At 74.0% G+C, this 25,959-nt stretch carries 15 protein-coding genes and 1 pseudogene; 15 read left to right on the plus strand and 1 reads right to left on the minus strand.

Going from position 1 to position 25,959, the window contains the following annotated elements; genetic code table 11:
- Positions 1-116: 116 nt before the first annotated feature.
- The 7 genes and pseudogenes from DEJ32_RS02040 to DEJ32_RS02065 all read left to right on the plus strand — a co-directional run bounded on the left by DEJ32_RS02040 (position 117) and on the right by DEJ32_RS02065 (position 14,605).
- On the plus strand, positions 117-1,529 hold the full coding sequence (locus DEJ32_RS02040) for a serine/threonine-protein kinase (RefSeq protein WP_110825103.1): 1,413 nt from the start codon (positions 117-119) through the stop codon (positions 1,527-1,529).
- On the plus strand, positions 1,502-7,441 hold the full coding sequence (locus DEJ32_RS02045; RefSeq protein WP_110900166.1) for an Ig-like domain-containing protein: 5,940 nt from the start codon (positions 1,502-1,504) through the stop codon (positions 7,439-7,441). Before DEJ32_RS02040 ends, DEJ32_RS02045 begins: the two co-directional genes overlap by 28 nt.
- 194 nt (positions 7,442-7,635) lie before the next feature.
- On the plus strand, positions 7,636-8,607 hold the full coding sequence (locus tag DEJ32_RS02050; RefSeq protein WP_110825101.1) for a MoxR family ATPase: 972 nt from the start codon (positions 7,636-7,638) through the stop codon (positions 8,605-8,607).
- A gap of 95 nt (positions 8,608-8,702) precedes the next feature.
- Entirely contained in the window at positions 8,703-10,013 is a 1,311-nt protein-coding gene (locus DEJ32_RS02055; RefSeq protein WP_110900270.1) for a DUF58 domain-containing protein, read from the plus strand.
- The gene (locus tag DEJ32_RS02060; protein ID WP_110900167.1) at positions 10,010-12,349 is read left to right on the plus strand and encodes a transglutaminase-like domain-containing protein; all 2,340 of its coding nucleotides are present in this window, start codon (positions 10,010-10,012) and stop codon (positions 12,347-12,349) included. The genes DEJ32_RS02055 and DEJ32_RS02060 overlap by 4 nt, the downstream gene beginning before the upstream one ends.
- Before the next feature lie 96 nt (positions 12,350-12,445).
- Positions 12,446-12,514 (plus strand): annotated as a pseudogene (locus tag DEJ32_RS16640) (zinc-ribbon domain-containing protein); the annotation flags it as partial.
- Between the two features lie 69 nt (positions 12,515-12,583).
- Positions 12,584-14,605 (plus strand): FHA domain-containing protein, encoded by a 2,022-nt coding sequence (locus DEJ32_RS02065; protein WP_220032986.1) that lies wholly within the window; start codon positions 12,584-12,586, stop codon positions 14,603-14,605.
- A gap of 1,088 nt (positions 14,606-15,693) precedes the next feature.
- Here DEJ32_RS02065 and DEJ32_RS02075 read toward each other — a convergent pair.
- On the minus strand, positions 15,694-16,680 hold the full coding sequence (locus DEJ32_RS02075) for an asparaginase (protein ID WP_110900170.1): 987 nt from the start codon (positions 16,678-16,680) through the stop codon (positions 15,694-15,696).
- Positions 16,681-16,721: 41 nt separating this feature from the next.
- Here DEJ32_RS02075 and DEJ32_RS02080 point away from each other — a divergent pair, with 41 nt between their 5' ends.
- The 8 genes from DEJ32_RS02080 to DEJ32_RS02115 all read left to right on the plus strand — a co-directional run bounded on the left by DEJ32_RS02080 (position 16,722) and on the right by DEJ32_RS02115 (position 25,952).
- Positions 16,722-17,219, plus strand: a complete 498-nt coding sequence (locus tag DEJ32_RS02080) for an OsmC family protein (protein WP_110900171.1) — start codon at positions 16,722-16,724, stop codon at positions 17,217-17,219.
- A 5-nt stretch (positions 17,220-17,224) separates the two neighbouring features.
- Positions 17,225-18,193, plus strand: a complete 969-nt coding sequence (locus DEJ32_RS02085; RefSeq protein WP_110858046.1) for an FKBP-type peptidyl-prolyl cis-trans isomerase — start codon at positions 17,225-17,227, stop codon at positions 18,191-18,193.
- Positions 18,194-18,198: 5 nt separating this feature from the next.
- On the plus strand, positions 18,199-19,284 hold the full coding sequence (locus tag DEJ32_RS02090) for a 1-deoxy-D-xylulose-5-phosphate reductoisomerase (protein WP_110825094.1): 1,086 nt from the start codon (positions 18,199-18,201) through the stop codon (positions 19,282-19,284).
- 102 nt (positions 19,285-19,386) lie between these two features.
- Positions 19,387-20,715, plus strand: a complete 1,329-nt coding sequence (locus DEJ32_RS02095) for an RIP metalloprotease (RefSeq protein WP_181420559.1) — start codon at positions 19,387-19,389, stop codon at positions 20,713-20,715.
- Positions 20,716-20,752: 37 nt separating this feature from the next.
- Complete coding sequence (locus DEJ32_RS02100) at positions 20,753-22,285, plus strand: cytosine permease (protein WP_110890817.1); 1,533 nt, start codon at positions 20,753-20,755, stop codon at positions 22,283-22,285.
- Entirely contained in the window at positions 22,282-22,902 is a 621-nt protein-coding gene (locus DEJ32_RS02105; RefSeq protein ID WP_309146388.1) for a cysteine hydrolase, read from the plus strand. The genes DEJ32_RS02100 and DEJ32_RS02105 overlap by 4 nt, the downstream gene beginning before the upstream one ends.
- 66 nt (positions 22,903-22,968) lie before the next feature.
- On the plus strand, positions 22,969-24,099 hold the full coding sequence (ispG, locus tag DEJ32_RS02110; protein ID WP_110825091.1) for a flavodoxin-dependent (E)-4-hydroxy-3-methylbut-2-enyl-diphosphate synthase: 1,131 nt from the start codon (positions 22,969-22,971) through the stop codon (positions 24,097-24,099).
- A gap of 101 nt (positions 24,100-24,200) precedes the next feature.
- A complete protein-coding gene (locus tag DEJ32_RS02115; RefSeq protein ID WP_110900173.1) occupies positions 24,201-25,952 on the plus strand; it encodes a proline--tRNA ligase in 1,752 nt (583 codons plus the stop codon).
- The last annotated feature ends 7 nt before the right edge of the window (positions 25,953-25,959 follow it).

A 25,959-nucleotide genomic window follows, 5' to 3' on the forward strand; every position in this document is an offset into this window, starting at 1 on the left:
GAACTGGGGGTCCGGCGCGTGTCCGCCTCCGGCGACCGGCCCCGAGCCGTCACCGCTGCTTCGTAGACTGTCCTGACCGTGTCGAGAGCAGGCCGTCCGGCCGGGAAGGAGCGACCATGGCCCGCCGGCTGCCGTCGAGCCCTCCCGTCCTGCCCGGCTTCACCGCCGTGCACGTGCTCGGGTCGGGCGGCTTCGCCGACGTCTTCCTCTACGAGCAGGACATGCCGCGTCGACAGGTCGCGGTGAAGGTCCTCCTCGACGAGGTCGTCGACGACCGCGTCCGCCAGATGTTCCAGCTCGAGGCCAACCTCATGGCCCGGTTGAGCACCCACCCCTCGATCCTCACCGTCTTCCAGGCGAGCGTCGCGGCGGACGGACGGCCCTACCTCGTCATGGAGCTGTGCTCGTCGTCGCTGAGCGACCGCTACCGGCGCGAGCCGGTCCCGGTGTCGCAGGTCCTCTCGATCGGTGTGCGCATCGGTGCCGCGCTCGAGACCGCGCACCGCGAGGGCGTGCTGCACCGGGACGTCAAGCCGTCGAACATCCTCATGACGGCCTACGGCAACCCGGTCCTCAGCGACTTCGGCATCGCCGCGTCCCTCGGTGAGGCCGACCCCGACGAGCCGATCGGCATGTCCATCCCGTGGTCGGCACCCGAGGTGCTGTCCGACGAGTCCCGCGGGTCGATCCAGTCCGAGGTCTACTCGCTGGCGGCCACGATCTCGACCCTGCTCGCCGGGCGGAGCCCGTTCGAGGTGCCCGGCGGTGCGAACGGCGCCGCCGACCTCATGGCCCGCATCGACAAGGGCGGCCCACGCCCCACCGGACGGCCGGACGTCCCCCCGACCCTCGAGCGCGTCCTCGCCGCCGGCATGGCCCGTCGTCCCGCGGACCGCCCCGCGACCGTCCTCGACCTCGTGCGTGGGTTCCAGCAGGTCGAGGCCGAGCTCGGCCTCCCGCAGACGCATGCCGACGTCGCCGTGGAGAGCTGGGCCGTGACGACACCGACGGCAGAGGGTGACCGGACCGTGGTCCGCGCCCTCCAGCCTCCCGTCCGTGCCGGTCGCCGACGGCGTCGGCGCCGAGCCGTCCTCGGTGGCGTCGACGGCACCGGTTCGCGGAGCGTCGGGACGGTGCACCGCACCGGCTCGTCCGCCCGCGCCCGACGCGGCCCGCGCACGACCGTCGTGTGGGCCTCCGTGGCGTCCGCCGTCGTCGTCGCCGCACTGGCGGTGACGGCCGTCGTGGTCGTCACCCGCGACGCCGACGCGTCCATCCCCACCGTGGCCGGGATCAGCACGAGCACGACCGGGTCGTCGGTCACGTTCCGCTGGGACGACCCGGGCCTGCGCCCCGGGGACACGTACGTCGTCACCTCGGGCGGGTCGACGAGCCAGCAGTCCGGCACGTCCTTCGTGGTCACCGGACGCTCGGGTGTCGAGGAGTGCGTCACCGTCGCGGTGAACCGGGACGGGCGTACCGGGGCCGTGAGCGACCAGCGGTGCGCGACGATCGGCGGCGCCTCGTGATCCGGCGGCTGTTCCGCGCGCACCGGTCGGCGGCGCTGACGTCCGTGGTCGCCGTCGTCGTCGGCGCGGTCGTCACCGGTACGGCTCTCGTGTCGACCGGGTACCACACGCAGCGTGTCGACCTCGGTGACGGCACGGTCTGGGTGCCGTCCGCGGAGTACGGCGCGGTCGGTCGCGCGAACCCCGGGGTGCTCGAGCTCAACACCGCGGTGTCGACGTCCTCCGACGCCGTCGACGTCCTGCAGCACGGGTCGACCGTGTACAGCGTCGACCGGACGAAGGGGACGGTCGCACGGGTCGACGTCGCGGACGCCACCCTGGGTGACGCCGTCACGCTGCCCGCGGGCAGCCCGGACGTCTTCTTCGCGGGGCGCACCGCGGTCGTCGGGAACGGCGACACCGGCGAGCTCTGGACCACGCCCGCGTCCGCGCTCGAGGACTTCGACGCCTCGACGAAGGCCGACCTGACGCTCGGCGCCGACGCGGTGTTCGACGCCGCCGACGACCGCGTCGCCGTCTACTCGCCCCGCACGTCGACCGCGTCCCTCGTCGACCTCGGTGCCACGCCGACCGTCGCGCACCGGTGGACGGTCCGGATGGACCGCACGCACGACCTGCAGGTCGCCGCGTTCGGCGACCACGTCGCCGTGCTCGACCAGACCGACGGTGTGCTCGCGGTGGACGGGCGCCGGGTCGACCTCGCGAGCCGTCTCGGTGCGGCACCCGCGCTCCAGCGGTCGTCGGACGGCGGTGCGAGCGTCACCGTCGCCGGTGCGACCGGCCTCGTCCGGGTCGGGCCGTCGGGTTCCGTCGACGCCGTCCCGCTCGCCGTCTCCGGGCGGGCCGCACGACCCCTCGTCAGCGGCTCGTGCACGTACGGCGCCTGGAACGGTGGTCAGGCCGTCGACACGTGCGCCGGCCGGGCCGTGCAGGACCTCGACCGCGTCCCGGGGGGTGCCGCCCTCCGGATCGTGCACAACGGCGCCGCGGTGGTCGCGAACGACCCGGAAAGCGGCCGGACGTGGGCGGTCGGGCGGAGCGGGCAGCTCATCGACAACTGGGCGGACCTGGTCGACCGCGCCGACGACCGCCAGCAGGAGCGCATCGCCGAGGACGACCCCGAGGTGCAGGAGGACCAGGCGCCGCCGGTCGCCGTCGACGACGACCTCGGGGCGCGTCCCGGACGCACCACGACCCTCCCGGTCCTCCTCAACGACCACGACCCGAACGGCGACCCGCTCGTCGTGAGCGAGGTCGGCACGGTCCCGGCGGCTCGCGGCACCGTCGCGATCGTGTCGGACGGGCAGCGGCTGCAGGTCACCCTGCCCGACGACGCGTCCGGCGTCCTGACCTTCCCGTACACGATCACGGATGGTAACGGAGGCTCGGACACGGCCGCCGTGCGCGTCACGGTCCGCTCCGACTCGGTCAACGAGCCGCCGCGGCAGGTCCGGGACACGCGGGCCGACGTCGTGCGCGGCGGTCACGTCACGACGAACGTCCTCGGGGACTGGATCGACCCCGACGGCGACCCCGTGTTCCTCCGCTCGGCGACGCCGTCCGACGGGGACGCGGCCTCGACGACGCCGGACGGGCTGCTCGACTACCGCAACGACAGCGGCCGCACCGGCGAGCGGACGCAGCGGGTCGTCGTGAGCGACGGCCGCGACCAGGGTCGGGGCTCGGTCACGGTCGACGTCGCCGCGCCCGGGGACGTCCCGCTCCGCGCCGACTCGTTCCCCGTCTCCGGGTACGCCGGCAAGCCCTTCACGGTCGACCCGCTCGACCACGTCCGCGGCGGGAACGGCACGGTGACGCTGACGAGCGTGTCGTCGGCGTCCGGCCTGACCGTCACCCCGTCCTACGACGCCGGCACCTTCCGGGTCGTCGCGCGGGCCGCCGGCGACGCCCAGCTCGAGTACACGGTCACCGACGGCGTCAAGACCACGAGCGGCGTCGTCCGGGTCACGGTGCTCGCGCCGCCCGACGCCTCGAGCGCCCCGGTCACGACGCCGAAGACCGTGTTCGTCAACACCCTCGGCACGAAGGACACCGACGTCACGGCGACCGACTCCGACCCGTCCGGCGGCGTCCTCCTCGTGACCGGGCTCGACGGCCCCGCGGACGGATCGGGCGTGCAGGCGAGCGTCCTCGACCAGCACGTGGTCCGCGTGACGCTGACCGCCCCGCTGGCCGGCCCGGTGTCCTTCCGGTACACGGTGTCGAACGGACTGGCCTCGGCGACCGGCACGGTGACCGTCGTCGAGATCCCGGAGCCGGACCGCATCCAGCCGCCGGTGGCCCAGCCGGACACGGCGACGGTCCGCGTCGGGGACGTGACGGACATCGACGTCCTCGCGAACGACACCCAGCCCGAGGGCGGCTCGCTGACGCTGCTGCCCGACCTGGTGCAGGACGTCCCGGGCGGCAGCGGCCTGCTGTTCGTGTCGGGTGACCGGCTCCGGTACCTCGCGCCGACCACGCCGGGCACGTACACGGCGGCCTACCGTGTCGCCGGCCCGGACGGGCAGACCGCCGACGCGACCGTCTCCATCTCGGTCCGCGACCGCGACCGGACGACGAACAGCGCCCCGGTGCCCCAGACGGTGACGGCCCGCGTCGTCGCCGGGCAGACGGTCCGGATCGCAGTGCCCCTCGCCGACACCGACCCGGACGGCGACTCCGTGCAGCTCGTCGGCGTCGGGTCGAACCCGGAGAAGGGCGCTGTCACCGAGGTCACGACGGAAGCGCTGACGTACGAGGCCGGCGACTACTCCGCCGGCACGGACGAGTTCACGTACACGGTGGTCGACGCCCTCGGCGCCCGCGCCACCGGAACGGTCCGCGTCGGCATCGCGCCGCGTGCCGACCAGGCGTCCGACCCGGTCGCGCAGGCCGATCGCGTCACGATCCGGCCCGGTGGCACCGTGACGGTCCGGGTCCTGCAGAACGACTCGGACCCCGAGGGCGGGCGGCTCCGCGTCGCGTCCGCCGAGCCGACGGGGTCGGGCGTGCGGGCCCGGGTCCTCGGCGGCGAGACGGTGCGCGTCACTCCGCCCGCGTCCGCGCGCGAGGGTGACTTCGCCGTCCTGTACACCGTGACGAACGAGCGGGCCGGGTCCAGCACCGCCTTCCTCACCGTCACGGTGGACCCCGACGCGTCGCCGCTCCGGCCCGAGGTCGACGACACCGTGCTCGACCTGCAGGACGTCCTCGGGCGCGACTCCGTCACGATCGACGTGCTCCGGAACGTGTTCGCGGCCGAGGGCACGCGCGCGGACCTCCGGGTCGGCCTCGTCGGTGGCCACCGGAGCGGCGCCCGCGTCACCGACGACGACCGGGTCGCGGTGCGGATCACGGCACGGTCGCAGGTGATCCCGTTCTCGGTGGCCCTGCGCGACCAGCCGGACGTCGTCTCGCTCGGCTTCGTCCACGTGCCCGGCACCGACGACGCCCTGCCCCAGGTCGACCGGTCCGCGCCCGCCGTCACGGTGCGGAGCGAGTCGACGGTGCGGATCCCGCTCGACCGCTACGTCGTGACCGCCACCGGCCGCACCGCCACGCTGACCGACCGCGGTGCCGTGAAGGCCACCCACGCCAGCGGCGGCTCGCTCGTGGTCGACAGCTCGACGCTGCAGTTCACCTCCGCCGAGCTGTACTACGGCAACGCGTCGATCTCGTTCGAGGTCACCGACGGCTCGGACGCCGACGGCGGCAAGGGGCGGGTGGCGACCCTGGTCCTGCCGATCACCGTCACGCCCCGGTCGAACCAGCCGCCGTCGCTGAGCGGGACCACGCTCGAGCTCCAGCCGGGCGACACCCGCACACTCGACCTCACGAAGCTCACCGACTACCCGTACCCGGCCGACCTGCCGGAGCTGCGGTACTCGGTGGTCGACCGACCGGGTGGCGGCACCACCGCCTCGGTGACCGGGCAGCGCCTCACCGTGCGGGTGCCGGAGTCCGCACGGACCGGGACGAGCACCTCCGTCGGCGTCGGCGTCGCGGACGCGACCAACGCCGGTCGCGCGGGCCGGATCGTCGTCGACGTCGTGACCTCGACCCGACCGCTCGTGCAGCCCGCGCCGGACAGCGCCGTCGTCGCCCGTGGCACGACCACGACGGTCGACGTCCTGGCGAACGACCGGCCGACGAACCCGTTCCCCGGCGAGCCGCTCCGCGTGACCGACATCCGCGGGCTCGGCGGCGGGCTGCCGTCCGGCGTCTCGGTGACCCCGAGTGCCGACCGCTCGCGCCTCCGCGTGACGGTCGCGCGTGACGCGAGGCCGGTCGACGCGCACCTGCAGTACCGCGTCGCCGACGTCACCGGGGACACGGCACGGTCCGTGTGGGGCGACGTCACGATCTCCGTGCAGGACGTGCCCGACGCGCCCGGGACCCCGACCCGGACCGGGTCGTCCGAGGGCGGCCGCGTGACGCTCTCCTGGTCGACCCCGCGGGCGAACAACTCGGCGATCACCGGCTACCGGGTGACGGGGACGAACGGCGTCTCACAGGACTGCGGCACCGCGACCGTCTGCACGGTCACGGGGCTCGACCCGATGGCGTCCTACCGGTTCTCCGTCACCGCCGCGAACGCCGTCGGTCGGTCGGACCCGTCCGCGCAGTCGGCCGCGATGAGCGCGGACTTCGTGCCCGCGGCACCGACCGGCACGACGGTCGGCCCGGACCGCACCACGCCGAACCGGCTCGACGTCCGCTGGGACGCCGTGCCGCGTCCGTCGCGGGGGAGCCTCGTCGACCAGTACGTGGTCACCGTCGCCGGGCCGGGACTCAGCACCACGAAGACCGTCCGCGGTGCCACCGCCACGACCTTCGACGGTGCCCTCAGCGGTGCGACGTACGCGGTCACGGTCTCGGCACGGAACGACGCGACCCGCGACGGCACCGCCGTGCAGTGGAACACCGGTTCCGCGACGGGCGCCGCGGTCGGGACGCCCGGGACCGTCACCGCCCTCAGCGCCTCGACCGGCAGCACGCCCGACACCGACGGGCGGTCCACCGTGACCGTGACCTGGGGCGCGGCCGACGGCCAAGGTGGCAGCGGGCCGTCGTACGCCGCGTACCGGATCGCGGCGGGCTCGACGCCGACCTGCCGGAGCCTCGCCGGGGAGACGCCCGTCGGGACGGCGTCCGGCGCCGTCGACCGGGGCGTGCCGGCCGGCGTGACGCGGTACGCGGTCGTCGCCGACAACGGCCTGTTCTGCAGCGTGGCCGTCACGGACACGGTCGCCTACGAACGGCCCGCGGCTCCGGTCGCTCCGTCGGTCGGCCTCGTCGCGTCAGGCCAGCCGAACCGCGTCGACGCGCGCGTCACGGCCCCGACCACGAAGGTCGACCACTACCGCCTCGACACCGGGAGCGGGACGGTCGACCTGGCGCCCGGGGACTCCTGGACCGGTGTCCCCGGTGCCGGGTCGCGCAACACCGCCGTGAAGGTCGCCCTGCAGGCGTGTGGTGCCCCTGGTGACGCGTTCTGCTCGGACCGGACCTCCGCGACCGCGGGCGCCCTCGACCTGGCCGCGTCCGTGACGACGGCGGCGCACGGGCACCCGATCGTGGTGAGCGGCCCGGACGGCAGCGCCGTCGGATCGGTCCGCTACACAGCCACCTGGTACGACGCGGACGGCACGGTCCTGCCCGCAGGGGACGGCAACCTGTGGGACGGGTCCAGCGTCGGGCCCACCCCGCCGACGGACGCCTCGACGGTGTCGGTCCGGGCGTCCGTGACCACGTCGTTCGACGCGGACCTGACCCGTACAGGCACCGACTCCGACTCCGTCGACGTCGGCCCCGACCCGGACGCTCCCGCGCCCGACCCCGCACCGATCCCGGGACAGGGCGAACCACCGGGGACGGGCGACCCGCCCGGCCAGGGCGCGTCCGGCTGACCGCCGGGCCGCCCCGCGGGCAGACACGGCTCGTCAGCCGTGCCCCGCCAGGCCGCGACGATCCAGACCGCGACGACCCAGACCCCACCGACCCGGCCCGCAGCACCCCGCCAACCGCACTCCGCCAGTCCGCACCCCGCCAGTCCGCACCCCGCCAGCCCGCACCCCGCCCGACCCGACGAGGAACGACCCGCATGACCATGACCCCGGAGCAGGCCACCCGCTTCGCCGACGTCGCCGCCCGCATCGTGACGAACGTCGAGCAGGTGCTCCTCGGCAAGGCCTTCGTGATCCGCCTGGCGGTCACCGCGATGCTCAGCGAGGGGCACCTGCTGCTCGAGGACGTCCCGGGCACCGGCAAGACGAGTCTCGCCCGAGCCCTCGCCCAGAGCGTGCAGGGCGTGACGAGCCGCATCCAGTTCACGCCCGACCTGCTGCCCGGCGACATCACCGGCATCAGCGTCTACGACCAGCGCGCGCAGGAGTTCGAGTTCCACCGCGGGCCCGTCTTCGCCAACGTCGTCCTCGCGGACGAGATCAACCGCGCCAGCCCGAAGACCCAGTCCGCACTCCTCGAGGCGATGGAGGAGTCCGCCGTCACGGTCGACGGCGTCAGCCACCGCCTCGGCGCGCCGTTCATGGTGATCGCCACACAGAACCCGGTCGAGCAGGCCGGCACGTACCGGCTCCCCGAGGCGCAGCTCGACCGCTTCCTCATGAAGACCTCGATCGGCTACCCGGACCACGCTGCGACCGTCCGCATCCTCGAGACGTCCTCGGCGCCGTCCGCCGCCGTCCCGCTCGCGAGCGTCGTCCCCGCCGCCAGCGTCACCGAGCTCGCCGCGCTCGCCCGAACCGTGCACGTCGACCCGGTCATCGCCGACTACGTCGCCCGTCTGGTCGACGCGACCCGCGCCGCCGGCGAGGTCCGACTCGGCGTCAGCGTCCGCGGTGCCATGGGCCTCGTCCGCGCCGCACGCGTCTACGCCGCGGTGCAGGGGCGCCACTACGTCACACCGGACGACGTCAAGGCGTTGGCCGAGCCGGTGCTCGCCCACCGCCTCGTCCTGGACGCCGAGGCGGAGTTCGACGGCGTCAGCGCGTCGAGCGTCATCGGACAGATCCTCGTCGAGACGCCGCCGCCCGCGGACCGGACGCCGCGGTGACCGACCGCCGGCCCGTCGCCACGCGCTCGCGTCGCCCGTCCGCGACGCGGTCGCGTCGTGCCACGGTCGACGGTCGCACCGGGACGGTCGCCGGCATGACGAACGTCCGGACGCGTCTGGTCGGTGACCGTGACGGCGTCGCCGCCGAGGCGGTCGTCGGTGTCGTCCGCGTGTGGCGCACGGCCGGGAGGCTCGTCACGCGTGTCCGGGACGAGGTCGCCGCCGTCGTCACCGGGCTCGGCTGGACCGTGCTCGCACTGACCGTCGTCGCGTTCGTCGTCGGGTACCGGTTCGGCCTCCGTGAGGTCGTCGTCGTCGGGTGGGCCGGCGCGGTCCTCGCCGTCGTGGCGGCGGTGGCGCTCGTCGGGCGGTCGCGCCTCGTCGTGGGCATGACCCTCCCGCAGCACCGCGTCGCGGTCGGCGACCCCGCCGAGGTGACCGTCACCGCCGAGAACCCCACGCGCCTCCCGTCCGTGCCCACGACGCTCGAACTGCCGGTCGGCAACGGGCTCGTCGACGTGGCGGTGCCGGTCGTCGCGCCGCACGGGACCCACGTCCGCCGGGTGCCGGTGTCGACCACGCGCCGCGGTGTCCTCGACGTCGGTCCGGTCACCGGCGTCCGTGCCGACCCGGTCGGGCTCGTCCGACGGGAGCTCGTCTGGGCCGAGCAGGAACAGGTCATCGTCCACCCGCGCACGGTTGCGATCCCCTCCACGAGCACCGGCCTGGTACGGGACCTCGAGGGGCAGGCGACGAACGACCTGTCCCCGGCCGACATCGCCTTCCACGCCGTCCGCGAGTACATGCCCGGAGACGACCCGCGCACCATCCACTGGAAGTCGACGGCGAAGACCGGTGCGTTCATGGTGCGGCAGTTCGAGGACACGCGTCGGTCGCACCTCGTCGTCGCCCTCGGTGTCTCGGACACCGAGTACCGCGACGAGGACGAGTTCGAGCTGGCCGTCAGCGCCGCCGCCTCGCTCGGCACTCGAGCGGTCCGGGACGGCCGCGAGGTCACCGTCGTGGTGTCCGAACGCACCCCCGAGTTCGCGAAGCGGCCGGTGTACGCGCTCGAGTCACTGCCGACCGTCACGCCGACGCGGCTGCTCGACGCCTTCGCGAGCGTCGGCCTCGCCGAGGCATGCCTGCCGGTCGCCGAGGTCGCGCGACTCGTCGGGCGGGACGCGGCTGGCATCTCGGTCGCCTTCCTGGTCGTCGGCAGCGCGGTCGGCCTGCCCGCCCTCCGCCTCGCGGCGACGCGGTTCCCGGTCGGAGTCGAGGTCGTCGCCGTCGTGTGCGCGCCCGAGGCCGTCCCGCGCTCGGTCCGGGTCGCCGGACTGACCGTGCTGACGATCGGGTACCTCGAGGACCTCCGGCACGCGCTGCACCGGTCGGCTGCCGCATGACGACGACGCCCCTCCGCGAACGGCCCCGCGGCGCCGCACGTCGACCGCCGGCGCGTCGTCGTCGTCCCGTCGTGCGCCTCGTCGCGGGCACCGGGGCCGTCTGGGTCCTCGTCGCCCTGGCGAGCGTCGCCTGGTGGCCCGTGCACCGCGACGGTGCGATGGTCGTCGCCGGCACGACGGCCGTGATTGTCGGGACCCTCGTGGCGGTCCTCGGCCTCGTCCTCCGGCTGCCGGCGGCCGCGGTGGCGGTGCTCACCGTCGTCGGCTTCGTCGTGACCGGGGTGCCCGCGGCCGTCCCGGACCGCGCGGACGGGGTCCTCCCGACCGGACCGGGTGTCGTGGACCTCCTCGCCGGCGTCGCGCTCGGGTGGCGGCAGCTCGTGACCGTCAGCCTGCCGGTCGGGTCCTACGAGGCGCTGCTCGTGCCGTACTTCGTGACGGCCCTCCTCGCGACGGTGGTCGGCGTGACGGTCGCGACCCGGGCCTCCCGTCCGGAGGCGGCGGGGCTGGCACCGCTCGTGGTCTTCGCCACGGGGGTGGCGGTCGGACCGACCCGGTTGGCCACCTCGGTCGCCCTGGCGGTCGCGCTCGTGGGTGCCGCGCTGGTCTGGGCGCTCAGCGTCCGGCACGTCCGGCGGGCCACGACGGTCGCCGAGACCGTCGGCCAGACCGTCCCGGTGCTCCGGGCGGTCGTGCGGCCGGCGCTCGTCGGGACCGCGACGATCGCGGCGGCGGCCCTCGTCGCGACCGGGCTCGGGCTCCTCGTCCCGCCGTCGGCGGGCCGGACCGTGGCACGGACCGACGTCGTGCGGCCGTTCGACCCGCGCGACCACGTCAGCCCGCTGAGCGGCTTCCGCGCCTACCAGGAGGACGACCAGGTCGACGTCCCGCAGCTCACCGTCACCGGCCTGCCGCGCGGCGGCTTCGTCCGGATCGCGACCCTCGACACCTACGACGGCGTCGTCTACCGCGTGGGTGGCCCGGACGGCGCCACCGCGTCCGGGACGTTCGAGCGCGTCCCGACCTCGGTCGACGTGTCCGGTGTCCGCGGCACGCGCGTCAGGGTGGGCGTCACGGTCGACGGGTACCGGGACGTCTGGCTGCCCACCGTCGGCGACCTCGAGACGGTGACCTTCCAGGGACGCACCGCGGACCGGGACCGCACCGGGTTCTTCTACGACCGCGCGACCAGCACGGGTGCGCTCGTCGGCGGCGTCTCCGCGGGCACCCGCTACACGCTCTCCGCGGTCCTGCCCGCCCAGCCGACCGAGCGCCAGCTCACGGCGGCCCGGCCCGGGACGGCGTCGGTGCCGACGCCACGGGCCGTGCCGGACGCGGTCCGGGACGCCGTGCAGGCCGTGTCCGAGCCCGGCGCGTCCGACGGGGCCCGACTCGTCGCAGCGCTCTCGGCCCTGGCCCGCACCGGGTACGTGAGCCACGGCGTCGGCGACGACCGCGCGAGCCGGTCCGGGCACGGGGCCGACCGCATCGAGGAGCTGCTCACCGGCCAGCCCGTGGTGGGGGACCAGGAGCAGTACGCCGTCGCGGCCGCGCTCATGGCGCAGCAGATCGGCTTCCCGGCGCGGGTCGTCATGGGGTTCACGGCGGGCGGTGACTCCGGGACGACGCCCGCCACCGGTGCCGGTGGCCGCACGACGTTCCGGGGGAGTGACGTCACGGCACGCATCGAGGTGGACACGGCCGAGTACGGGTGGGTCCTGCTCGACCCGAACCCCGTCGTCCGGGAGATCCCCGAGGAGTCCGACCAGACGCCGCAGCCCGTCACCCGTCCCGAGACCATCGTCCCGCCGCCGCCCGCGGAACCCCAGGTGCAGGAGCAGCAGACGCCGCCGCAGGCCGACCCGGACGCCCCGCCCGCGCGCCCGTTCTGGCTGCAGCTGCTCCTCGCGGTGCTGCCGTGGGCGCTGGGCGTGCTCGGGGTCGCGGCGCTCGTGCTCTTGCCGATCGTCGTCGTGCTCGTCCTGAAGCGCCTCCGCCGTCGTCGTCGCCGCCGTGCCCCGGCCGCACGGGCCCGGGTCGTCGGCGCCTGGGACGAGTACCGGGACGCCCTGCTCGACAACGGTCATGCGGTCGCCGCCACCGCCACCCGGCGCGAGGTCGCGGTGGCGGCACCGGGTGACGCCGCAACCGGCCTCTCGGCCCTGGCGGACCGGGCGGTCTTCGGGCCGTCGGACGTCGACGACCGGACGGCGGACCGGATGTGGGACGCGACCGACGCGGCCGTGGCCGAGCTGCGGTCCGGGCGGACGCGACGGGAGCGGTTCCGCGCCGCCGTCTCGTTGCGTTCACTCCGCTCCGGCCGCTGGGTCCGCTGACTCCGGACGAGCGGAGGGCGCTCGGAGCGGCGGTGACTACGATGTCGGGAGGCCGGAACCACCTGACGGACGGTCGGACGAGGACAGAGGCACCCTGTGATCAGATGCGAACACTGCGGATCGACGCTCCCGGACGGAGCGATCTTCTGCGGTGAGTGCGGACGAGCCGTCACGACCTCGGCAGCGCGTCGCACCGCACCCGCGGAAGCCGTCGACCGTGGCACCCCACCCCCGTTGCAGCAGCCCGGCGTCCCCGGACGCGGGGTCGATCCCGCTGCCGACGGCTGGCTGCCCGAGTCCACCCTCGACCCGGCCACGCGCGCATGGCTGACCGGTGCCGACCACGGCGCGTCCCCGGTCGCGGACGCCACGACGGCGGGTCGCCAGGACCGGACCGGGACGGAGCACCAGGACCACGACGCTCCCGCCTCCCCGCGATCGGGCTCCGGGCAGCCAGCCGCCTCCGTCGATCGGGGCACTCCCGCAGCGGACGACCTCGCCCCGCGGAGCGCGCCGTCGCACGTGCACGGTTCCGGAACCGGTCTCGGCGACTGGACCGGACGCTCGACCGAGGGTCCCGGAGCGGAACCCGTCGAACCGACGCTCGACCCCGATGCCTTCCCCGCCGAGACGCTCGCGCCGCAGGACGACCCGGAGGTCCAGCGCGCCGACGCCTGGGACGAGCGCGGAGCGGCGGACCAGGGGGACACGCCCCCGTCGACAGGGGCCGGGTCGGCCGTCGTCGAGCCGGTCTGGTCACCGCCGTCGACGCCCGCCGCCCCTCCGACCGGACCGTCCTGGTGGATCGGTCGCGCCCCGTCCGCCGAGGCGACGAGCGAGCAGACGACTCCCGGGGGGACCGGCGACGACGCGGGCGTGCAGCGGACGGACGATGCGCCGCGGCCGGGCGACACCGCGGTCTTCCAGCTGCCGGCCGAGCGCCGGGCTCCGCGCCCCACACCGCTCGTCGCCCCGGGCAGCCAGAGCACGGTCTGCCACGTCTGCGGCCACACCCTCGAGCCGGACGACATCTTCTGTGAGGAGTGCGGATCGGTCCGCCCCGCCGTGACCGCCGCCTTCACGGGGCCGGTGATGCCCCTCCCGCTCGCCCGCCCGGACTGGGCCGCCGACGAGGACGCCCTCCGCAGCGCCGTCTCCGACGCCCACGACCTGACCGAGGAGTCGGACGGACTGCCGGACGCGGACTCCGGCGAGCTCCCCGACGCGGACGACGACGCCGCCCGCAGCGGTCCGGACGCGGACGGCCGGGACGACGTCGCCCCTGGTGGGCGCGACGGCGCCGAGACACCCGATGCCTCCGGTGCTGTCGACCCGTCCGACGACCGGGACGCGTCGGCGGGTCGCGACGGCCACGAGGAGCTCGACGACCGCGGTCCGGACAGCGGTCCGGTGAGCACGAGCACCCCGCGAGCCCCTGCCGCCGCGGACTCGGATGCGGCTGGTCGCCCCTCCTCCACCTCCGACGACGCTCACGACGACGGCGCCGCTGGTCACGACGACGGCGCTGGTCACGATGACGGCGCTGGTCACGATGACGGCGCCGGCCAGGCCGGGACCCACGGGACGACGGACGTCGTGCCGGGCGACGCCGCCGACGACCGCGGTGCGGCCCGTCCGGCTGGAGCGTCCGGCGCACAGCCCGATGAGTCGGTCGGTGCGCCGTCCGTCGACGATGCCGGCGGACCCGGCGCGGAGGCCCTGCCCGGCACGAGCCCCCGGCTCACGACCGACGGTGCTCCCGTCCCACCGGCCGCCGCCCCGCTCCCGCCGGTCGCCGCCCCGCTCCCGCCGGTCGCCCCGCCGCGGTCCGGCGGGACCGAGGCGACCGGTGCCGCCGTTCGGACGGACCACGACGCGGGCCCGGACGAGGACGTCGAGGAGACCCGGATCGTGTCCCGCGCACCCGCGCAGGCTCCGTTCCTGCTGCACTTCAGCACGGGCGAGCGCCTCGGCGTGCACGGGTCCGCGCTGCTCGGCCGACTCCCGCGCCCCGAAGCCGACGAGCAGTTCGACGGCCTGCTGACGATCCGCGACCCGGGCAAGTCCGTCTCGAAGACCCACCTGGAACTCGGGCGGGACGGTGACGACCTCTGGGTCTCCGACCGCTACTCGGGCAACGGCACGATGATCCGGCACATCGACGGATCGATCCGGCGGTGCGAGCCCGGACGGCGGTACCGCGTCGAGCGCGGCGCACGCGTCGACATCGGGGAGCAGTTCTTCCTCGTCCAGTGAGGTCGGGCCGGTGCGCGCGCAGCACCGCCTCGTGTCGGGACCGCTCGTCCACGACCGACCTGCTCCGCGCCGGTTCTCCACAGCGGCCCGGAGCAAGCACCGCGCGATGGTCAGGTGCGGTGCGATGGGTGCATGGACCCGCGGACCGCTCGGAGCGTCGCCTCGGCCGTCGCCATCCTCGTGACGGTCTGGGCCGTCGTGTCCACCGGCGACGACCGGACGGTGCTGCTCGTGGCGGCGGCCGTCGTCGCGGTGCTCGGTCTCGCGGTGCGACCGGCTGACGGTTCTCCGCGAGCACCGACGATCGTCGTCCCGCCGGGCCCGGCTGCCGGTCCCGCGGCCGACCGGTGCGGCGAAGCGCAGGCGGCCGGTGCCGCTGGCGACCGATGCGGCGGCGAGGCGCCGCCGGCCGGTCCCGCGGACGACCGGTGCGGCGCGACCGGGCCAGACGCGGACGTCTGCTCGTTCCCGCCGACACCGGGTGGGGAACTGCTCGTCGGGCGGGACCCCGCGGGCCGGATCGTCACGGTCGGCGCTGCCGGCGGAGTCGTCGTGCGTGGTCGCGGCGCGCTGGCCCGCGCCGTCTTCGAAGCCCTCGTCGACCAGCTCGAGGGCCTCGTGCCGCGCGCCGGACCGGACGTGCCCGGCGCAGAGCTCCGTGTCGCGTCGGACACGGGCGTGCTCGGCCGCCGCACCGTCCGCGCCGGGCTCCCCGAGGGGCACGCGGCGGCGGCGGCGGTCACCGACGACGGTGCCCTGCTCGGGACCGTCGTCCTGGTCCCCGGGCTCGCGGCCACCCCGCGCCGGACGGGTGCCGTCGTGGACGTGATGCGCTACGGGTGCCGGCTGACCGGGAGACACCGGGCCGGGGGCACCGCGGACACCGCCGAGGACGACGACGTCGGGACGGTCATCATGCCGACGCTGCCGCTGCTCGTGCTCTCCGCGGACGAGCGCTCGTCCCTCGCCGACGACCACAGCGGGCCCGGGCGGGGGACCGAGAGGGCATCGGCTTCCCCGGTCCGGTCCGGGACGTGTCCATCCGGCCCGGTGCGTCCGGAGGGCCGGTCTTGTCGCCCCCGGTCAGCTCAGCGGAGACCCGCTCCGACGCGGACCGCGCCGACCGGCAGACCGCCACCGAGGACACGCTCGCCGGTCGCCTGCAGCACCTCGTCCGCGGCGACGGCGTCGACCAGGTCGTTGCGGACCAGCAACGTCAGGGCCGCGAGCGTCCCGGCACGCAGGGCTCCGTCGAGCACCTTGACGGCGACGGCCGGTCCGCCCGGCACACCCATCACCATGACGCCCTCCGCCCCGAGCTTCGCGAGGAGACCGAGTCGTTCGATGGTGACGGTGTTCGCCCGCCCGACGCCGTCGATCGCCCACGGATCCGCCAGGACCGCGTCGGTCAGGGCGGCGGAGTCCTCGTCGGCACGCGCCACGACCCCGGCGATGCCCCGCGCCAGTCCGGTGAGGGTGAGCGGGAACACCGGTGCGCCGCAGCCGTCGGTCCCGACGACGTCGACGACCTCGCCGGTGGCGTCCTCCACCGTGCTCCGGACCGCCTGCTGCAGCGGGTGCTCGATGTCGAGGTACGTCGCCTCGTCCCACCCGTGCACCCGGCAGGCGGCGAGCATGCCCGCGTGCTTGCCCGAGCAGTTCATCGCCAGCCGACGGGGACCCGTCATGCTCCGGGCGGTGTCCCGGTCGAACGGCAGGTCGGGCGGGCACCCGAGGTCCTCCTCGACGTGGTCGAAGCGCTCGAGCATCCGCATCGCGAGGGACTGGTGGGACGGTGTCCCGGCGTGACTCGCCGTCGTCATCACCAGCTCCGCGCCCGAGAAGAGCGCCCCGGCACGTCGGACCGCCAGCGCCTGCAGGGGCTTCATCGTCGATCGGGGGTAGATGCTGGCGCCCACGTCGCCGACGGCGTCGAGCACGGAACCGTCCGCGCCGACGACGACGCCCGCGCCGACGTGGCGGCTCTCGTCGAAGCCGGACCGTTCGAGGACGGCCAGCTCGACCGAGCCGTCGGCGGTGAGAGGATGACGGTCGGTGCTGGTGGCCGTGCGCATGGCGCGATCCTACCGACGACCCACACGACGAGAGGACCGCGATGAACGACCACTCCTACGAGGTCTCCGTCCACTGGACCGGCGACCGGGGGACCGGCACGAGCGGGCACCGCGACTACGGACGCGAGCACGTCGTCAGCGCCGCGGGCAAGCCGGACGTCCCCGGCAGTGCCGACCCGACGTTCCGCGGGGACCGCGACCGGTGGAACCCCGAGGAGCTCGTCCTCGCCGCCCTGAGCCAGTGCCACATGCTCAGCTACCTGCACGTCGCCGTGACCTCGGGCTTCACGGTGGTCGCGTACGAGGACCGTGCCGCGGCCGGTCTCGACCTCCACCGCGACGGCTCGGGCGAACTCACGGGTGCGGTCCTCCGCCCCGTCGTGACGATCCGCGAGGCGGACCGGGTGGAGGACGCACGGGCGGCACACGCCGAAGCGAACCGGCTGTGCTTCATCGCGCGGTCCGTCGCGTTCCCCGTCCACCACGAGCCCGAGATCGTCGTCCTCGGAGCCGACGCATCGGTGGGTACGGCAGGATGACCCGTGTGAAGCGTCTCCGCCTGCTCCCGATCGCCCTCGTGCCCGCCGTGATCCTCGGCCTCGCCGCCTGCTCGGGGTCCGGCTCCTCGGACGCCTCGGCCTCCGCATCGTCCACCCCGAAGGCCACGGCCGCGCCGATCACGTCGTGCCCGAAGCCGGGCGGAGCGTCGGACTCGATCGACGCCACGGGTGACGTCGGCGGTTCCCGGGCGCCGAAGGTGACGTTCGACGACGGCCTCACCGCCGACCCGCCGCAGGCGACCCGCACCGTGAAGGGCACGGGCGCCGCACTCGCCGAGGGCGACTTCGTCCAGGTCGCGTACTCCGCGTACGACGCGAAGGACGCGAAGAACCTCGTGACCGTCGGCTTCGACCAGGGGAACCCCCAGGTCCTCTCCGTGGGCGGCACCGGCTTCGGCGCCCTCCTCGCCTGCGCGCACGTCGGTGACCGCGTCGCCGTCGTCGGTCAGGCCGCCGCACTCGGCTTCAACACGAGCGGGTCGATCGTCGTCGTCGCGGACGTCGTCGAGCAGACCCCGACCAAGTCGACCGGCACGCCGCAGGACCAGGACCCGGCGCTCCCCACGGTCGAGGACAAGGCGGACGGCGAGCCCGAGATCACCATCCCGGACACCGACGCACCCACGAAGACCACGGCCGAGGTCATCAAGCAGGGTGACGGTGACGTCATCGAGGACGGCGACACCGCGCTCGTGCAGTACAAGGGGGTCGCGTACAAGGGCGGCAAGGAGTTCGACTCCTCGTGGTCGAAGGGCTCGCCGACGACCTTCACGATCTCGAACAGCGGGCTCATCCCCGGGTTCGTCAAGGGACTGGTCGGGCAGAAGATCGGCTCGCAGGTCATGATCGTCGTCACGCCGGAGGACGGCTACGGCGCCAACCCGCCGGAGGGCTCGGGCATCCCCGCGAACGCGACCCTCGTGTTCGTCGTCGACCTGCTGGCCAAGGGCTGAGCCCGGTGTCGGGCCGCCGCCGGGTCGTCCTCCTCGGCAGCACGGGGTCGATCGGCACGCAGGCGCTCGACGTCATCGAGCGGAACCCCGACCGCTTCGAGCTCGTCGGCCTGACCGCGGGCACGGACACCGCCACCCTCGCCGAGCAGGCCGACCGGTACGGGGTCCGCGACACCGCGCTCGGGGCCGCCGACGCGGAACGACTCGTCCGCAGCGTCGAGGCCGACGTCGTGCTCAACGGGATCACCGGATCCGTCGGGCTCGGTCCGACCCTCGCGGTCCTCGAGACCGGCGCGACGCTCGCGCTGGCGAACAAGGAGAGCCTCATCGTCGGGGGCCCGCTCGTGCAGGCCGCCGCGGCACCCGGGCAGATCGTCCCGGTCGACAGCGAGCACTCCGCGATCGCCCAGGCACTCCGATCGGGCACCGACGCCGAGGTCCGTCGGCTCGTCCTCACCGCGAGCGGCGGTCCGTTCCGCGGGCGCTCGCGGAACGACCTCGTGGACGTCACACCGGCGCAGGCGCTCGCCCACCCGACGTGGGACATGGGCCTCGTGGTGACCACGAACTCGGCGACCCTGGTGAACAAGGGCCTCGAGGTCATCGAGGCGCACCTGCTCTTCGGCGTCCCCTACGACCGCATCGACGTCACCGTGCACGCGCAGTCGGTCGTGCACTCGATGGTGGAGTTCGTCGACGGCTCGACCATCGCGCAGGCGTCTCCGCCGGACATGCGGCTGCCGATCGCCCTCGGCCTCGCCTGGCCCCACAGGGTCCCGCACGTCGGCGTGCCGCTGGACTGGACGACCGCGAGCACGTGGACGTTCGAGCCGCTCGACGCCGCCGCCTTCGGCGCCGTCGACCTCGCCAAGCGGGTGGGCTCGCTCGGCGGCACCTTCCCCGCCGTGTTCAACGCCGCCAACGAGCAGGCCGTCGCCGCCTTCCACGCGGGGGCGATCGGGTTCCTCGACATCGTCGACACGGTGGCGCGGGTCGTCGACGACCACACGGCGGGGGAGCCGTCGCTCGACGGCGTCCTCGCCGCGGAGCGGTGGGCCCGCCAGCAGGCCGACCGCATCCTCGCCCGCTGACGCGCGTCGGGCCTCCCGTCGGTCGCTCCGACCGGGAGGCACGCAGCACCACCCAGGTCGCTCACGGCTTTCGTCATGGCGAGCGTCCCGTACCCTTTCCCGGTGACCGTCGGAACCGTCCTGCTCTTCGTCCTCGGCGTCGTCGTCTTCGTCATCGGGCTGCTGGTGTCGATCGGCCTCCACGAGCTCGGCCACCTGGCCTTCGCGAAGCTCTTCAACGTCAAGGTGACCCAGTACTCGCTCGGGTTCGGCAAGGCGATCTGGTCCTTCCGGCGCGGTGAGACCGAGTACGGCATCCGGCCGATCCTGCTCGGCGGGTACATCTCCATGGTCGGCATGCTCAAGCCGCGTGCCTCCGGACGGGAGATCACGAACACGGGCATGTACTCGGCATTCGTGCAGGACGCCCGGGCCGCGAGTGCCGAGCAGATCGCGGAGTCCGGCGGCGACGACTCCCGGGCCTTCTACCGGCTCACCCCCTGGAAGCGGATCATCGTGATGGTCGCCGGGCCGGCGATGAACCTGGTGATCGGGATCCTGCTGTTCGGGGTGCTGCTCGTCGGCTTCGGTGCACCGACCACGACGTTCACCTCGAGTGTCGACTGCGTCCTGCCCACGAGTGCCCGGACGACCTGCGCCGACGGCGACGCGGTGTCCCCGGCGAAGGAGGCCGGCATCCGCGCGGGCGACGTGGTGGTCGCCGTCGACGGCCGACGCAACCCCACGATCATCCAGGTCTCCGACCTCTTCCAGCGCTCCGCGGGCGAGCAGGTCACCGTGGTCGTCGAGCGGGACGGCACCGAGCGCACCCTGCAGGTCACCCCGCAGCTCGCCACCCGCGATGTGTACACGGAGGACGGCACCGTCGCGAAGGACAGCGACGGGACCACGAAGACCGAGCGCGTCGGCGTCGTCGGGGTGAGCATCGGACAGACGCTCGTCCGGCAGTCGCCCGCCGCGGTGCTCCCCGCGACCGGTGCACAGATCGCTGCCTCGGCGCACCTCATCGTCGACCTGCCGCAGCGGCTCGTCGCCGTCTGGAACGCCGCGTTCGGGGCGCAGGAACGCTCGCAGGACAGTCCGGTGTCGGTCGTCGGCGTCGGCCGGGCGATCGGCACGGTGTCCTCGATGAGCGGCGTGCCCGTGGTCGACAAGGTGTACACGATCCTGGGGCTGCTGGCCTCGCTCAACATCGGGCTGTTCGTGCTGAACATGGTGCCGCTGCTCCCGCTGGACGGCGGCCACATCGCCGGCGCCATCTGGGAAGCGGTCAAGCGTCGTGCCTTCCGGCTGTTCGGCAAGGCCGACCCGGGGCCGATCGACCTGGCGAAGACGATGCCGCTCACGATGGTCGTGGTCGTCCTGCTCGCCGGCATGAGCGCGCTGCTCATCTACGCCGACCTGGTCCGACCGGTGGACCTGTTCGGGTAGCGCCGGAGCCGCGCGTCGGACCACTACGCTGGCGCGCATGAGCGCAGAACCCGTCGCCCGACCGGAGCCGTCGAAGGCGTCGACCGCCGGGCGGACCCGGACCGTCGAACAGCAGGGCACCGACGTCATCGGTGAGGCCGAGCGCAAGGGCCGTCCCCGCGGTCTCTTCTGGCCGTGGTTCGCCGCGAACATCTCGGTGCTCGGACTGGCCTACGGCTCGTTCGTCCTCGGCTTCGGCATCTCGCTCGCGCAGGCGACGGTGGTGTCGGTCATCGGCGTCGTGTTCTCGTTCCTGCTCTGTGGCATCGTCGCGATCGCCGGCAAGCGCGGGTCCGCCCCGACGATGGTGCTGAGCCGCGCGGCGTTCGGCGTCCGGGGCAACCGGTTGCCGTCCTTCCTCAGCTGGGTCCTCACTGTCGGGTGGGAGACCGCCCTCGCCTCGCTGGCGGTCCTCGCGACGTCCACGGTGTTCCGCGAGCTCGGGTGGGACGACGGCGTCGTCACGAAGGCGGTCGCCCTGGTGGTGGTCGCGGCACTCGTCATCGGGGCGGGGATCGCCGGGTTCGACGTGATCATGCGCCTGCAGACGTGGATCACGGTGGTCACCGCGGTGCTGACGGTGGTCTACGTGGTGTTGGCCGCGCCGTCGATCGACCTCGGGACCCTCGCCGACCTGCCGTCCGGCAGCGCCCAGAACGTCATCGGCGCCCTGGTGCTCGTGATGACCGGCTTCGGGCTCGGCTGGGTGAACGCGGCCGCCGACTACTCCCGGTACCTGCCGCGGTCCGCCTCGACGCGCGGCGTCGTCGGCTGGACGACGTTCGGTGGCGCGCTGGCCCCCGCGGTCCTCGTCGTCATCGGCGTCATGCTCGCCGGCTCGTCGACGGACCTGGACGCCGCGATCGGTGCCGACCCGATCGGCGCGCTGACGACCCTGCTGCCGGTCTGGTTCCTCGTCCCCTTCGCGGTGGTCGCGATCCTCGGTCTCGTCGGTGGTGCCGTCCTCGACATCTACTCGTCGGGTCTCGCCCTGCTCAGCGCGGGTGTGCGGATCCCGCGACCGGTCGCGGCGGGCGTCGACGGCGTGTTCATGATCGCGGGCGCGGTCTACGTGGTGTTCTTCGCGACGAGCTTCATCCAGCCGTTCCAGGCCTTCCTTGTGACGCTCGGTGTGCCCGTCGCAGCCTGGTGCGGTGTGTTCGTCGCGGACGTGCTGCTCCGGCGGCGGGCGTACGCGGAGGACGAGCTGGACACCCCGCGCGGCCGCTACGGCGACGTCCGCTGGACCGCGATCGCGCTGGTGGTCGTCGGCACCGTGCTCGGGTGGGGGCTCGTCACGAACACCTACGGCGTCCCGGCCTGGCTCAACTGGCAGGGCTTCCTGCTCGGCCCGTTCGGCCTCGGGGGACGTGACGGCGCCTGGGCCTACGCGAACCTCGGCGTCCTCGTCGCGCTGCTCGTCGGGTTCCTCGGGACGGTGTTGCTCGGCCGACGCGCGATCCGCCGCCAGGAGGCGCTGCCCGTCACCGAGCCGGTGTCCCGCGTCCCCGCGGACGAGCTGCGCCCGTGACGGCCGGACCGGCACGCGCGGACGCAGCGGCTCCCGACGGTCCGGACGCCGCCGACGCAACGGGCACGTCCGACGCACCCGACACCGCCGACGCGTGGCTCGTCGTCATCGACATGCAGCACGTCTTCACGGGTGACAGCCCCTGGGCGGCACCGCGCTACGCCGAGGCGTCCGCGGCGGTCGAGCGGCTCCTCCCGCGCTTCCGCGACCGCACGGTGCTCACCCGGTTCGTCGCCCCGGAGCACCCGTCCGGCGCGTGGCAGCCGTACTACCGCGACTGGCCCTTCGCCCTCGTTCCCGACGCCGACCCGTTGTACGCGCTCACGGAGCCGTTCGCAGCACTCGCGGCGGGTGGCGCCCCGGTCGTCACCGTGCCGACCTTCGGGAAGTGGGGGACGGACCTCCGACGGGTGACGGGGGAGCAGCCGCACCTCGTGCTCACCGGGGTCTCCACGGACTGCTGTGTGCTGTCGACCGCGCTCGCTGCGGCCGACGCCGGCGTCCGCGTCACGGTCGTGGCCGAGGCGTGCGCCGGCGCGAGCGACGACGACCACGCCCGCGCGCTCGATGCGATGCGCCTGTACGCCCCGCTCGTCACCGTCGTCGACTCCCTGTGAGCAGGCCGCACCGCGTTCCGTGGACGAGCGCGTAGAGTTCCCACCGTGCCCGCAGTGAACCTCGGAATGCCGAAGGCCCCCGAAACCCTGGCCCCGCGTCGCAAGTCCCGGCAGATCCGGGTCGGCAAGGTCCTGGTCGGTGGTGACGCCCCGGTGTCCGTGCAGTCGATGACCACGACGCCGACCACGAACATCAACGCGACCCTCCAGCAGATCGCCGAGCTCACCGCGTCCGGGTGCGACATCGTCCGCGTGGCCGTGCCGAGCCAGGACGACGCCGACGCGCTGCCGATCATCGCGAAGAAGTCGCAGATCCCGGTGATCGCGGACATCCACTTCCAGCCCAAGTACGTCTTCCAGGCCATCGACGCCGGGTGTGCCGCGGTGCGCGTGAACCCGGGCAACATCCGGAAGTTCGACGACCAGGTCGGTGCGATCGCCAAGGCCGCGAAGGACGCGGGTGTGAGCCTGCGGATCGGCGTCAACGCCGGGTCGCTCGAGCCGAGCCTGCTGCAGAAGTACGGGAAGGCCACACCGGAGGCGCTCGTCGAGTCCGCCGTGTGGGAGGCCAGTCTGTTCGAGGAGCACGACTTCCACGACTTCAAGATCTCGGTCAAGCACAACGACCCGATCATCATGGTGAAGGCGTACCGGCAGCTCGCGGAGCGCGGCGACTGGCCGCTGCACCTCGGCGTGACCGAGGCCGGCCCGGAGTTCCAGGGCACGATCAAGAGCGCCACCGCGTTCGGCATCCTGCTCGGCGAGGGCATCGGTGACACCATCCGCGTGTCGCTGTCGGCTCCGCCGGCACAGGAGGTGAAGGTCGGGCTGCAGATCCTGCAGTCGCTCAACCTCCGCGAGCGCAAGCTCGAGATCGTCTCCTGCCCGAGCTGTGGCCGTGCGCAGGTGGACGTCTACCAGCTCGCGAACGACGTCACGTCCGGGCTCGAGGGCATGACCGTCCCGCTCCGCGTCGCCGTCATGGGGTGCGTCGTGAACGGTCCGGGCGAGGCACGCGAGGCCGACCTCGGTGTCGCCTCCGGCAACGGCAAGGGGCAGATCTTCGTGAAGGGCCAGGTCATCAAGACCGTCCCCGAGGCCGAGATCGTCGCGACCCTCATCGACGAGGCGAACCGCCTCGCCGCGGAGATGGGACCGGCGGCGGGCACCGGCAAGCCGCTCGTCGTCACCTCCTAGGTCCTGGCCCCGTTCCGGACGCACGGCCCGGAACCGGCGGCGGGGGAGCCTCCCGTCCACAGGCGCGGCGGACCGCGACCGCGCGCCGCTAGGCTTGCGGCGTGGTCACACGGCTCTCTCACCTCTTCCTCCGCACGCTCCGCGACGACCCCTCCGACGCCGAGGTGACGAGCCACAAGCTGCTCGTCCGCGCCGGCTACGTCCGCCGCCAGTCGCCGGGCATCTTCGCCTGGCTGCCGCTGGGCCTGAAGGTCCGCGCGAAGATCGAGGGCATCATCCGCGACGAGATGGTCGCCGCCGGGGCGCAGGAGGTCCTGCTGCCGGCGCTGCTGCCGCGCGAGCCCTACGAGGCGACGAACCGCTGGACCGAGTACGGCGACGGCATGTTCCGCCTGCAGGACCGCAAGGGCTCCGACTACCTCCTCGCGCCCACGCACGAGGAGATGTTCGCGCTCCTGGTGAAGGACCTGTACTCCTCCTACAAGGACCTGCCGGTCACGCTGTTCCAGATCCAGGACAAGTACCGCGACGAGGCCCGGCCCCGCGCCGGTCTGCTGCGTGGGCGCGAGTTCACCATGAAGGACGCGTACTCGTTCGACCTCGACGACGCCGGCCTGGAGCGCAGCTACCAGGTGATGCGCGACGCCTACGAGCGGATCTTCACCCGGCTCGGCCTCGAGTACGTCATCGTGAAGGCGGACGCCGGCGCGATGGGCGGGTCGAAGTCCGAGGAGTTCCTGCACCCGATCGCGGTCGGCGAGGACACGTTCGTCCGGAGCGCCGGTGGCTACGCGGCCAACGTCGAGGCCTACGTGACGCCGGTGCCCGAGGCGCGGTCGACCGAGGGGCTCCCGGAGCCCGTGCTCCTGCCCGCGGCGGACACCCCGACGATCGAGTCGCTCGTCGCGCACGCCAACGAGGTCGCCCCGCGTGCCGGTGCGCCCTGGACCGCGGCGGACACGCTGAAGAACGTCGTGCTCGCACTGACGCACCTGGACGGCACGCGCGAGGTCGTGGTCGTCGGACTCCCCGGGGACCGCGACGTCGACCTCAAGCGCGCCGAGGTCGCGTTCGCCCCGGCCGAGGTCGAGGCCGCCGGTGACGACGACTTCCGGAAGCACCGCGGCCTGGTGAAGGGCTACATCGGCCCGCAGGTCCTCGGCGCCGACAGCGCGACCGGCCTGCGCTACTTCGTCGACCCGCGCGTGGTCGACGGCACGAGCTGGGTCACGGGCGCGAACGAGCGCGGTGTGCACGTCTCCGGTCTCGTCGCCGGGCGTGACTTCGTCGCCGACGGTGTCGCCGAGGTGTCCGACGTCCGCGCCGGCGACCCGGCCCCCGACGGTTCCGGCCCGCTCGAGACCGCCCGCGGCATGGAGATCGGCCACGTCTTCCAGCTCGGGCGCAAGTACGCCGAGGCGCTCGGTCTCAAGGTGCAGGACGAGAACGGCAAGCTCGCCACCGTCACGATGGGCTCGTACGGCATCGGCGTGACGCGCATCCTGGCGATCCTGGCCGAGGCGCACAACGACGAGAAGGGCCTGGCCTGGCCGAAGCACGTCGCACCGTTCGACGTGCACGTCGTCGCGACCGGCAAGGACGCGACCGCGTTCGACCTGGCCGAGTCGATCGTCGCGCAGCTCGAGGCGGAACGGTACGAGGTCGTGTACGACGACCGCCCGAAGGTCTCGCCCGGCGTGAAGCTCCGGGACGCCGAGCTGCTCGGCATGCCGGTCGTCGTCGTCGCGGGCCGGAACGCCGCCGACGGCATCGTCGAACTCTGGGACCGGGCGACCGGCGACCGCCGGGAGGTCCCCGTCGCGGACCTGCTGGAGGCCGTGCGCGCGATCTGAGCGCCAG

It is taken from the genome of Curtobacterium sp. MCPF17_046, from assembly GCF_003224295.1.
Classification (GTDB): domain Bacteria; phylum Actinomycetota; class Actinomycetes; order Actinomycetales; family Microbacteriaceae; genus Curtobacterium.

Coding starts and splice junctions, on each gene's coding strand:
- DEJ32_RS02040 (WP_110825103.1), top strand. CDS start 117: ATGGCCCGCCGGCTGCCGTCGAGCCCTCCCGTCCTGCCCGGCTTCACC.
- DEJ32_RS02050 (WP_110825101.1), top strand. CDS start 7,636: ATGACCATGACCCCGGAGCAGGCCACCCGCTTCGCCGACGTCGCCGCC.
- DEJ32_RS02055 (WP_110900270.1), top strand. CDS start 8,703: ATGACGAACGTCCGGACGCGTCTGGTCGGTGACCGTGACGGCGTCGCC.
- DEJ32_RS02060 (WP_110900167.1), top strand. CDS start 10,010: ATGACGACGACGCCCCTCCGCGAACGGCCCCGCGGCGCCGCACGTCGA.
- DEJ32_RS02075 (WP_110900170.1), bottom strand. CDS start 16,680: ATGCGCACGGCCACCAGCACCGACCGTCATCCTCTCACCGCCGACGGC.
- DEJ32_RS02080 (WP_110900171.1), top strand. CDS start 16,722: ATGAACGACCACTCCTACGAGGTCTCCGTCCACTGGACCGGCGACCGG.
- DEJ32_RS02100 (WP_110890817.1), top strand. CDS start 20,753: ATGAGCGCAGAACCCGTCGCCCGACCGGAGCCGTCGAAGGCGTCGACC.
- ispG (WP_110825091.1), top strand. CDS start 22,969: ATGCCGAAGGCCCCCGAAACCCTGGCCCCGCGTCGCAAGTCCCGGCAG.